The organism is Zoogloea sp. (assembly GCF_041904905.1).
Taxonomy (GTDB): Bacteria; Pseudomonadota; Gammaproteobacteria; order Burkholderiales; family Rhodocyclaceae; genus Zoogloea.
This window is the reverse complement of sequence record NZ_JAYRMI010000032.1, coordinates 33,071-44,383: the sequence shown is the minus strand read 5'-3', so window position 1 is coordinate 44,383 and position 11,313 is coordinate 33,071. Positions and strand designations below refer to the sequence as shown.

Below are 11,313 nucleotides of genomic sequence, written 5' to 3'. Positions count from 1 at the left end.
ACTGGCGGCGCGGTCAACCAGGTCAACAAGCAGGCCAAGCTGATCGACGAGAACCAGATCGACCTGACCGTGGGCAGCCACAACTACCACCGCGCGGTGGCCGACATCAACGTCAAGACCGGCGACGACGCCGCCCTGCGCATCAACGCCATGCGCACCAAGGCCGACAACAACGGCGCCGGCACCAGCCTCGACAAGCAGGGCGTGGCTGCCGACTACCGCTGGGGCATCGGCGGGCGCGACGAGTTCGAGGTGGGCTTCTTCCGCCTCGAGAACAACAACGGGATCAACTACGGCCTGCCGTGGATTCGCAAGTACGCCGGCGCCCCGGTGTCCGAGACCACCATGCTGCCGGTGGACCCGAAGAACTACTACGGCATGGCCAGCGACCGCAACTACGGCACCGCCACCTACGGCACGCTGATGCACACCCACCGCTTCTCCCAGGACACCGAGCTGGTCACCAAGGTGCGCAAGGGCGACTTCACCCGCGACCAGCGCGCCAGCACCGTGCGCCTGGGCGCCGCCAGCCTGCAGCCGGGCGGCGTGGCGGCCACGCTCGACAGCTTCAGCGACGCCACCGTGCTCACCCGCGGCTTCCAGCCCAAGATGCAGAGCTACGAAAACCTGCTGGCCCAGAGCGATCTATCCAGCAAGTTCGAAGCCTGGGGCATGCAGCACAACCTGCAGACCGGCGTCGACTTCGCCTGGGAGAAGAAGCGCGTCTATGGCGCCCGCACCGCGGCCCAGGGCGGCATCAACCTCACCAAGCCCACCACCACGGTCGGCACCCCGGACGACGGCGTGGGCGTGCCCGAGAGCCTGCGCGTGCCGGGCAAGACCTCCGAGTTCGAGAGCTTCGCCGGCGGCATCTACGCCCAGGATCTGATCGAATTCATCCCCCACTGGAAGTTCCTCGCCGGCCTGCGCTACGACGCCATGTCGGGCCAGTTCGACCAGTTCAACCTCACCACCGGCGCCGTCACCCACTACCAGCAGGCCATCTACAAGCCCAGCCAGCGCCTGGGCCTGCTCTACCAGCCGAGCGAGCGCGAGTCTTACCACCTCTCCTACGCCACCTCCTTCAACACCTCGGGCGACACCTATTCGTACAGCGCCGCCACGGTGGACGTGCCGCCCGAGAAGGCCATCAACGTCGAACTGGGCGGCCGCATCGAGAACGCCAGCCGCAGCATGAGCACCCGCATGGCCCTGTTCCGCGGCGTCAAGCTCAACGAGCGCAACACCGACCCCCTGGTGCCCAGCATCGTCACCCTGTCGGGCAAGCGCCACGCCACCGGCTTCGACATGGACGTGGCCGGCAAGATCACCCCGCGCTGGGAGATCTTCGGCTCCTACACCTGGATCTGGGACGCCGAGATCGACGTCAAGAGCCCCACCAACAACGACGAGCAGCAAGGCCAGCGCCCCGCCCTGATCCCCAAGCACCAGGGCACCCTGTGGAACAGCTACCAGTTCACCGAGAAGCTGCGCGCCGGCCTGGGCATCAACGCCCGCACCAAGCTCACCCCCAACCGCAACCCCGGCTTCTACTCCGAGGGCTACGTCACCTACGACGCCATGGCCGAATACGAGGCCATCGCCGACAAGCTGATGCTCAAGGCCAACCTCAACAACATCACCAACAAGCTGTACGCCGACGCCTTCTACACCGGCCACTACGTGCCCGGCTTCGGGCGCACGCTCTACCTCACCGCCACCCTCAAGTTCTGACGGCGCCGGCAGGGGCCGCAGGCCCCTGCCCCCACACTCCCCACTCCCCCCTCCCACCGCCGATGCTGCTCCAGATCCCCGACCTCCTCACCCCCGACCAGGTCCGCGAAGCCCGCCGCCTGCTCGCCGACGCCCCGTGGGCCGACGGCCGCGACAGCGCCGGCCCCCAGGCCCGCACGGTCAAGCTCAACCAGCAGCTCCCCCACGACTGCGACGCCGCCCGGGCGATCCGCAGCATGGTGCTGGCCGGCGTCGAGCGGCACCCGCTCATCCTCAGCGCCGCCCTGCCCAAGAAGATCTTCACCCCGCGGGTCAACCGCTACGGCGGCGACACCCCCTTCTACGGCGAGCACGTGGATAACGCCATCCGCTTCACCGCCGACGGCACGCGGGTGCGCACCGACGTCTCGTGCACCGTCTTCCTGGCCGACCCCGACGAATACGACGGCGGCGAGCTGACGGTGCAGGACACCTACGGCAACCGTGGCGTCAAGCTCCCCGCCGGCCACGCCGTGCTCTACCCCGGCACCAGCATCCACCAGGTCACCCCGGTCACCCGCGGCTGGCGGCTGGCCTGCTTCTTCTGGATCGAGAGCATGGTGCGCAGCGACGAGCAACGCCGCCTGCTGTTCGACCTCGACATGAGCCTGATGCGCCTGCGCGACCGCCATGGCGAAACCGACGAAGCGGTCAGCCTCACCGGCACCTATCACAACCTCCTGCGCATGTGGGCCGACACCTGACGCAGGCGGCCCCGCACCTCGGTTTAATTGCCCGAAGGGTATTTTTTAATCCTGCCAAGGCTTTAAAAAAAAGCTGCCGTCGATTTAAAAAATCCGAAGATCGGATCATTTAATCGGCGAAGGGCATTTAAGAAATGCCGAAAAGCCATAAAGAAATCGCTTTTTCGCTAAAAGAAAAACCGGGGTGGCCATTAAAAAAAACCGCGCCTCGATTAAAAAAAGCGCGCACCGCAATCTCATATTCCCGAACCGGCAATTATCGATTCCTCCGTCGGATTAAAAATAACCGCGACACCCCAAAGAGCCCCCCCATGCCCGCCCCGATCTCCCTCGACGACCACGAAGCCCACGCCCGCAACGTGCTGGACGACAAGGCCTGGGCCTACTTCGCCGGCGGCGCCGCCGACGAGCGCTGCCTCGCCGCCAACCGCCACGCCTGGAACGCCCCGCACCTGCAGCCGCGGGTGCTGCGCCCGCTGGCCGGCGGCCACACCCGGGTCGAGCTGCTGGGGCGCACCCTCGCCCACCCCATCCTCCTCGCCCCGGTGGCCTACCAGCGCATGGCCCACCCCGACGGCGAGCTGGCCAGCGCCATCGCCGCCTCGGCCCAGGAGGCCGGCTTCGTCCTCAGCACCCAGGCCAGCCTGCCCCTCGAAACCGTCGCCCAGGCCGTGCGCCACGACGCCGGCCGCGGCCCCCTGTGGATGCAGCTCTACCTGCAGCACGACGCCGGCTTCAACCGCGAGCTTGTCCAGCGCGCCGAAGCCGCCGGCTACGAAGCCCTCGTCCTCACCGTCGACGCCCCCTGCCACGGCGCCCGCGACCGCGAACGCCGCGCCGGCTTCCGCCTGCCGCCGGGCATCTCGGCGGTCAACCTGGCCAGCCTGCCCCCGCGCCCGGAGCGCGCCCTGCGGCCCGGCCAGAGCGCCCTCTTCGACGACCTGCTCGCCGCCACCCCCACCTGGGACGACATCGCCCGGCTGCAGGCCGACACCCGCCTGCCCCTGATCCTGAAGGGCATCCTCCACCCGGACGACGCCCGTCAGGCCGCGCGCCTGCAGGTGGGCGGCCTCATCGTCTCCAACCACGGCGGGCGCACCCTCGACGCCGCCCCGCCCACCGCCGACTGCCTGCCCCGCATCGCCGACACCCTCCAGGGCAGCCTGCCGCTACTGGTGGATGGCGGCATCCGCCGGGGCACCGACGTGCTCAAGGCACTGGCCCTGGGCGCCAGCGCGGTGCTGGTGGGCCGCCCCTACATCTTTGGCCTTGCCAACGCCGGCGCCCAGGGCGTCGCCCACGTGATCCGCCTGCTGCGGGACGAGCTGGAGATCGCCATGGCCCTGTGCGGCGTCGCCACGCTCACCGACCTGCCGGACGACCTGTTGATCTGACCCTCGCGCCCCCATGCCGAAACGCCTCGCCCTGCTGCTCTGGGCTGCGCTGCCGATCGCCGCCGCCCAGCCCGTCGCCCCACCCGCCGAAAGCGCCGGCTACCCCTGGCCCGAGACCGTGGTGGGCATCGAAGCCCTGCCTGTACACACCCCGCTGGTGATCCAGGTGCGCCACCTGCGCCCGCGGGGCGACGTGCGCCGGGCCGCCATCCTGCGCCTGCACGTGGGCGCCGACGGCCAGGTCCGCCACAGCGCGCTGCTCGAAAGCTGCGGCAGCCCGGCCCACGACGAAGCCGCCCTGCACGCCGTCCGCGACGCCCGCTTCCTGCCCGCACCGGGCAGCGAGGCCCGCGACGTGACCCTCGTCCTGCCGCTACACCTGCCCATCAGCCAGCGCAAACGCGGCTTCGGCGCCCCCCTCTGAGGCCGCCACCGGCCGGCTGCGCGAGGATGCGCCCCGCCTGCGCGGCGATGCCGGGGCTCACCGCCCCGGGGCTCGGGGCGCGCCCCCGGGTGCCGGCCGCCGCGGGCGCGCCGGTCAGGTGAACACCGCCGCCAGATCCACCGTGCCCCGCCGGCCCACGTCGCCGCGCCGGGTGCGCACCCACTCGGCGGCGCGGGCGCGGCCCAGGTCGCGCAGCTCGTGCAGAAAGGCCCGGGCGGCGTTGAGCTTGCTGCCCCGGCCGGCCTCCAGCAGCTCCTTGGCCTCGATGAGGTGGAAGCGCAGGTTCATCAGCCGGCGCTCGAAGCGCCCCAGCGGCATCCAGCTGCGCCCCTCGTCCACGTAGCCGCGGGCGTAGGCGATCATCCGCATCTCGCGCAGGAAGGTGGTGGAGAAACCCAGCTCCATGGTGCGGGCCGAGATGTCGTCCACCGTGCGCGGCGGCTCCGGCCGTTCGAGGGGGTTGAGGATCACCAGCAGAATGTCCGGCGTGGTGCATTCGTAGATCAGCGGGTAGATCGCCGGGTTGGCGGTGAAGCCGCCGTCCCAGTAAGCCTCGCCGTCGATCTCCACGGCGTGGTGGAGGGTGGGCAGGCAGGCCGAGGCGAGCAGCGCGTCCTCGGTGAGTTCGGCGGTGCGGAACAGGCGCACCTTGCCGCTGCGCACCCGCGTGGCCGCGATGAACAGCTTGAGCCGGCAATCCCGCCGGATGCGCTCGAAGTCGAAGCGGGCGCGCACCACGTCGCGCAGGGGGTTGAGCTCCAGCGGGTTGAAGTCGTAGGGCGAGAAGTAGCGGGTGAAGCCCAGCATCGCGCTCATCGGCCCCGGCAGCGCGCCCTTGCCGCCCGGGTTGAGGCTGTGGAGCAGGTCAAGCTCCAGCGGCGCGCTGTCGGCCACCGCCTCCCAGAAGCCGGACAGGCTCTCCCGCGCGCCGTCGGCGCCGCCGGTGGTCCAGCCCTGAGCCAGCGCCACCGCGTTCATCGCCCCGGCGCTGGTGCCGCTGATCCCGTCGAGCTGCCAGCCGTCCTCCAGCAGGCGGTCGAGCACGCCCCAGGTGTAAGCCCCATGGGCCCCGCCACCCTGCAGGGCCAGACTCAGCGCCGGGTCGTCCGGCGTACTGCGTTGCCACCATCGCTTGCGCGCCATCGTTCCACTCCTCCGTCGGCGGCGGGCACATCGGATTGTGCACCGCACAATATCTACAGTATGGAGGGGGAAAGATTGCGGAAGTTCAAGCCGCGCCGGTGGCGGCGACAAATGTCACGGTGGCCCCGCCGGGCGCACTCCGCCCCCCGCGTTCTTCGCCAGCTGCACCGCGGCCACCAGGCGGCGGGCGGCGAGGTCGTTGGCGGTGCGGCGGGCGGCGAGGTGGGTGGCCTGGGCGGTGACCACGTTGAGGTAGCTCACCGTGCCGGCGCGGTACTGGTTTTCGGCGATGGTCTCGGCTTCGGCGGCGGCGGCGACGGCGGCGGCCTGCTCGGCGGCAGCGGCCTCCAGATAGCGGGCGGCGGCGAGGTTGTCCTCCACTTCCTGGAAGGCGACCAGCACCGTCTGGCGGTAGGTGGCGACGGCCTGCTCCCAGCTGGCCTGGGCCTGGCCGACGGCGGCCTTCTTGGCGCCGGCGTCGAAGATCGTCGCCGCCAGCGTGGGGCCGAGGGACCAGTAGCGGCTGGGGGCGGTGATGAGGTCGGCGATGTCGGAGCGGCGGAAGCCCGCCGACGCGGTGAGCCCCAGCACGGGAAAGCGCGCGGCCTGGGCGGCGCCGATGGCGGCGTTGGCGGCTGCCACCCGGCGTTCGGCGGCGGCGATGTCGGGGCGGCGCTCCAGCAGCGTGGAGGGCAGCGTGACCGGCACGCTGGCCGTGGGCAGCGGGCCCTCCACCGGCGCGATGGCGAACGCTGCCGGGGCCTTGCCCACCAGCACCGCGATGGCGTGCTCGAACTGGCTGCGCGAGAGCGCCGCGTCCAGCACCGACGCGCGGGTGCTGCGGAGCTGGCTTTCGGCCTGGGCCACGTCGGCCTTGCCCGCCACGCCGGCGGCGTAGCGGTTGCGGGTGAGCTGGAGGGCGCGCTCGTAGGCGGCCGCCGCGGCGTCGAGGAGCTGCTTCTGGCGATCCGCCGCGCGCAGCTGGAAGTAGCTCTGGGCGAGGCTGGCGTGGGCCGACAGGCGCGCGGCGGCGAGGTCGGCGTCGCTGGCGCTGGCGCGCAGGTCGGCGGCCTCCACGTTGCGGGCGATGCGGCCCCACACGTCGGCCTCCCAGCTGGCGGTAGCGCCCAGGTTGAAGCTGTTGCGGGGCGGCGCGCTGCCGGCGGCGTCGGTGGCCGCGGAGGTGGCCGAGCGGGTGGCGCCGGCGGTGGCGTTGAGGGTCGGGAAGCCGCTCGCCCGGGCCGAATCGGCCAGGGCCTGAGCCTGGCGGAACTGGGCTTCTGCGGCGCGCAGGTTGTGGTTGGAGATGTCCACCTGGGCCTGCAGCGCGTCGAGCACCGGGTCGCCGAAGGCGGTCCACCAGGTGTCGCCGGCGGCCGGGCTCTGGGGCGCGGCGGGCTTCCAGTCGCCGGCTTCCTTGAACACGGCGGGGGTGTCGACGGCGGGGCGGACGTAGGCGGGGCCGACGCTACAGCCGGTGAGCAGCACGGCCACGGTGGAGGCGCTGGCCGTGGCCCGGAGAATCCTGCGTTTCATGTTCAGCGTGCTCCATCCAGCGCGGGCTGTGCCACGGCGCCGGTTTCGTATTTTCTTGTTCCCCGGGCAAACCGGGCCAGCGCCACGAACACCACCGGGGTGGTGTAGAGGGTGAGGATCTGGCTGAGGATGAGCCCGCCGACGATGGCGATGCCCAGGGGCTGGCGCAGCTCGGCGCCGTCGCCCGCGCCGATGGCCAGCGGGATCGCCCCGAACAGCGCGGCCAGGGTGGTCATCAGGATCGGCCGGAAGCGCAGCACGCAGGCCCGGTGGATGGCGTCGCGGGCGCTGGCGCCTTCGCGGCGCATCAGCTCGATGGCCACGTCGATCATCATGATGGCGTTCTTCTTGACGATGCCGATGAGCAGGATCACCCCGATCATGGCGATGAGGCTGAACTCCATGTCCACCGCCATCAGCGCCAGGAGCGCCCCCACGCCGGCCGAGGGCAGGGTGGACAGGATGGTGATGGGATGGATCAGGCTCTCGTACAGGATGCCCAGCACGATGTAGATGGTGACGAGCGCGGCGAGGATCAGCAGCGGCTGGGTGCTCATGGATTTCTGGAAGGCGCCGGCCGAGCCCTCGAAGCTGGTGCGGATGCCCACCGGCACGCCGATCCTGGCCAGCGCGTCGTGGATCGCCACGGTGGCGGTGCCGATGGCGCCGCCCTCGGGCAGCGAGAAGCTGATCGTCGAGGCCGCCGAGCCGCCCTGGTGGTTGACGGAAAGCGGCGCCAGGGTGGTCTCGAAGCGGGCGATGGCCGACAGGGGCACCAGCCCGCCGGTGGGCGTGACGAGCGTGAGCTGGGCGAGGGAATCCGGCCCCTGCAGGTAGCTGGGCATGGCCTCCATCACCACCCGGTACTGGTTGAGGGGGTTGTAGATGGTGGACACCTGACGCTGGCCGTAGGCGTCGTTGAGCGCGGTGGTGACGGCCCGCATGGTCAGCCCGTGGCGGGCGACGGCGTCCCGGTCGATGGTCACGGTGGTCTGGGGGCCGGCGTCCTGCTGGTCGGAGGACACATCCACGATCTCGTCGAGCCGGCTCATGGCGTTGCGGATGCGCGGCGCCCACAGGCGCAGCTCGTCCAGGCTGTCGGACTGCAGGGTGAATTGGTAGGCCGCGTTGCCGGAGCGCCCGCCGATCCGGATGTCCTGCACCGGGCTGAGGTACAGATTGGCGCCGGGCACCTTGGCGAGCTTCTTGCGCAGCCGGCCCACCACCGCGTCGGCCGACTCCTTGCGCTCGCCGATGGGCTTGAGGGTGATGAACATCGAGCCGTAGTTGCGCTGGCTGCCGCCGGTGAAGCCGGTGACGGTGTCCACCGCCGGGTCGGCGCCGACGATGGCGAGGAAGCTGTCCATCTTGGCCTTCATGGCCTGGAAGGAGATGGCCTGATCGGCCTCGACGAAGCCCCGCAGGCGGCCGGTGTCCTGCTGGGGAAAGAAGCCCTTGGGAATCGTGTTGTACAGATGCACGTTGAAGCCGACGGTGGCCGCCAGCACCAGCAGCACCAGCCAGCGGTGATCCAGCGCCCAGCCCAGGCTGCGCCGGTAGCCCGCCACCAGCGAGTCGAGCACGCCGCCGACCACGCGGTCAAAGCGGCTGCGCGGCGCGTCGTCGGCCGGGCGCGGGCGCAGCAGCCGGGCGCACATCATCGGCGTGGCGGTGAGCGATACCACCATCGACACCAGGATCGCCGCCGACAGCGTGACCGCGAACTCCCGGAACAGCCGCCCCACCAGCCCGCCCATGGCAAGGATGGGGATGAAGGCGGCGATCAGCGACAGGCTCATGGACACCACCGTGAAGCCGATCTCCCGCGCACCCTTGAGCGCCGCCCGCAGCGGCGACAGGCCCTCGTCCACGTGGCGGGCGATGTTCTCCAGCACCACGATGGCGTCGTCCACCACGAAGCCGGTGGCGATGGTGAGGGCCATCAGCGACAGGTTGTCGAGGCTGTAGCCGGCCAGGTACATCACCGCGAAGGTGCCCACCAGCGACACCGGCACCACCACGCTGGGGATGGCGGTGGCGCGGGCGCTCCTCAGGAACAGGAAGACCACCATCACCACCAGCGCCACCGAGATCGTCAGGGTGCGCTCGACCTCCTTCAGCGCGCCGCGGATGGTGGGCGTGCGGTCCATCACCACGGTCAGGTCGATGGCCGGGGAGATGCTGGCCGACAGGCGCGGCAGCAGCGCGGTGACCCGATCCACCGTCTCGATGATGTTGGCGCCGGGCTGGCGGTTAATCATCAGCAGCACCGCCGGGCGGCCGTTGGCGTAGCCGTAGTTGCGGTCGTTCTCGACCCCGTCGCGCACCCGCGCCACGTCGCCGAGGCGCACCGCGGCGCCGTTCTTCCACGACACGATGAGGGGGCGATAGTCGTCGGCGCTGCGGGCCTGATCGTTGGCGCCCACCTGCCAGGCGCGGGCTTCGTCCTCCAGCACGCCCTTGGGCCGGTTGGCGTTGGCGCCGACGATGGCGGTGCGCACGTCGTCCAGGTTGAGGCCGTTGGCGGCGAGGCGGTCCGGGTCCAGCTCGACGCGCACCGCGGGCAGCGAGCTGCCGCCGATGCTCACCTGCCCCACCCCGTCCACCTGCGCCAGGCGCTGGGCGAGCACGGTGGACGCCGCGTCGTAGAGCTGGCCTTGCGACAGGGTGGCCGAGGTGAGCGCCAGGATGACGATCGGCGTATCGGCCGGGTTCACCTTGCGATAGGTGGGGTTGCTGGGCAGGCTGGTGGGCAGCTGGCTGCGCGCCGCGTTGATGGCGGCCTGCACCTCGCGGGCGGCGCCGTCGATGCTGCGGGAGAGGTCGAACTGCAGCGTCACCCGGGTGGCGCCGAGGGTGCTGGTGGAGGTCATCTCGGTGACCCCGGCGATCTGCCCGAGAATGCGCTCCAGCGGCCCGGCCACGGTGGCCGCCATCACCTCCGGGCTGGCCCCGGGCAGGCTGGCGGAGACCGAGATGGTGGGGTATTCCACCTGGGGCAGCGGCGCCACCGGCAGCAGCCGGAAGGCAATCGCCCCCGCCAGGGCGATGGCCAGGGTGAGCAGCGTGGTGGCGACGGGGCGGAAGATGAAGAGGCGGGAGAGGTTCATGGGGTTGCGCCCCCTCTTTTCCCCCAGGTGAGGAATGGACTGCGCCCTCCGCTGACCGACTCACGCATCGGCCGCCCCTTTCGGGGCGACTTCAGTCGCCCAACGTGGGCTCGACGGGTGACTCGGCTAAATTCGTTTCGTGCGTTCGATGAGCAGGGATTGGCCGGGGAATTCGTTCCACGGTCGGGTTTGCACACCCGGCCGGCTCCGGCGGCGCGGAGCGATGCTCCGCGAAACCCCGCCTCCGCCCCCGGCAGGCGACTTACTTTTTTGCTTCGCCAAAGAAGTAAGCAAGAAAGGCGACCCGGCTTCACCGGTCGTCCGCGTTGCGGACGACTCCCCTGCGCTGCTCGCACCGGGCGGCCGGCGCAGAACTCGCCCTGCGGGCTCAAACAGCTGCGCCGGAAGGCCCCGCCCGTTGCTGCGCTGCTCGGCGGTTCAGACGGGCTTTTGCCGGGCACCGTGCCTTTACGGAGGCGACTATTGCGGTCGAACGCGCTGGGAAGATGTGCTTTTCTCCGCCCGTTCAATCCCGACGACACCCCCAGCCGAGGCTCGGTGATTCCGGAAAGCCCGTCTGAGCCGCCGAGCTGCGGAGAAGTCGCCGTAGGTCGGGTTAGCCCACAGGGCGTAACCCGACGAGTCGCCGTAGGTCGGGTTAGCCCGCAGGGCGTAACCCGACGAGATGCCGTGGTGGAGCGGGGAGGACATGCAGGGGCGAAGGTGTTCGCCCTCGCCCACCCCTTGACCGCTCGCGGCTGGCGATGGCTGCGGTGATTTTTTGGGCAGGGATTGGCCGGGGAGTTCGCGCCACGGCCGGGTTGGCACACCCGGCCGGCTCCGGCGGCGCGGGGCGATGCTCCCCGAAGCCCCGCCTGCGCCGCCGCCCCCGGCGGGCGACTCACCGCTTTGCGTCGCCACAGAACCCAGCAAGCATCCCGCGGCTTTTCGCCTTGTGCGCAAGGCAAAAAGCCTTGCGGGCAAGGCTCGGCGCCTGGGCATCCAAGGCTTTTTGCCTTGCCGGCAAGGCTTTGGGCGTTGCCCGCAAGGCTTTGCGAGCGGGGGGCGAGGCAGGCGGCCTTGGGCACAAGGCTTTGGGCCGGCGGGGCAAGGCTTTTTGCCTTGCGCACAAGGCGGAGAGCCCTGGCTGCAAGGCAAAAAGCCTTGCGGGCGGCGCCTTCGGCCTTGCGGCCACGGCTCCCGGCCCT

The 11,313-nt window shown here is 70.6% G+C and carries 7 protein-coding genes; 4 read left to right on the top strand and 3 right to left on the bottom strand.

Annotation, left to right across the window (positions count from 1 at the left end; translation table 11 throughout):
- The 4 genes from ACE3N6_RS10860 to ACE3N6_RS10845 all read left to right on the top strand — a co-directional run.
- Positions 1-1,734 (top strand): TonB-dependent receptor (locus ACE3N6_RS10860; protein ID WP_374245650.1); only part of this gene is annotated, 1,734 nt, incomplete at its 5' end.
- 62 nt (positions 1,735-1,796) lie between these two features.
- Positions 1,797-2,477 carry a Fe2+-dependent dioxygenase gene (locus ACE3N6_RS10855; RefSeq protein WP_374245648.1) on the top strand — a complete coding sequence of 227 codons (681 nt, stop codon included), beginning with the start codon at positions 1,797-1,799 and terminating at the stop codon, positions 2,475-2,477.
- Between the two features lie 311 nt (positions 2,478-2,788).
- Positions 2,789-3,871, top strand: a complete 1,083-nt coding sequence (locus tag ACE3N6_RS10850) for an alpha-hydroxy acid oxidase (protein ID WP_374245646.1) — start codon at positions 2,789-2,791, stop codon at positions 3,869-3,871.
- A 13-nt stretch (positions 3,872-3,884) separates the two neighbouring features.
- Positions 3,885-4,295, top strand: a complete 411-nt coding sequence (locus ACE3N6_RS10845) for an energy transducer TonB (protein WP_374245644.1) — start codon at positions 3,885-3,887, stop codon at positions 4,293-4,295.
- A gap of 114 nt (positions 4,296-4,409) precedes the next feature.
- Here ACE3N6_RS10845 and ACE3N6_RS10840 read toward each other — a convergent pair whose 3' ends face one another.
- From ACE3N6_RS10840 to ACE3N6_RS10830, 3 genes are all read right to left on the bottom strand, one after another.
- Positions 4,410-5,459, bottom strand: coding sequence for a patatin-like phospholipase family protein (locus ACE3N6_RS10840; RefSeq protein WP_374245642.1), 1,050 nt, complete (start codon positions 5,457-5,459; stop codon positions 4,410-4,412).
- A gap of 114 nt (positions 5,460-5,573) precedes the next feature.
- On the bottom strand, positions 5,574-6,995 hold the full coding sequence (locus tag ACE3N6_RS10835) for an efflux transporter outer membrane subunit (protein WP_374245640.1): 1,422 nt from the start codon (positions 6,993-6,995) through the stop codon (positions 5,574-5,576).
- Positions 6,996-6,997: 2 nt separating this feature from the next.
- Positions 6,998-10,105, bottom strand: coding sequence for a multidrug efflux RND transporter permease subunit (locus tag ACE3N6_RS10830; RefSeq protein WP_374245638.1), 3,108 nt, complete (start codon positions 10,103-10,105; stop codon positions 6,998-7,000).
- Positions 10,106-11,313 lie beyond the last annotated feature (1,208 nt).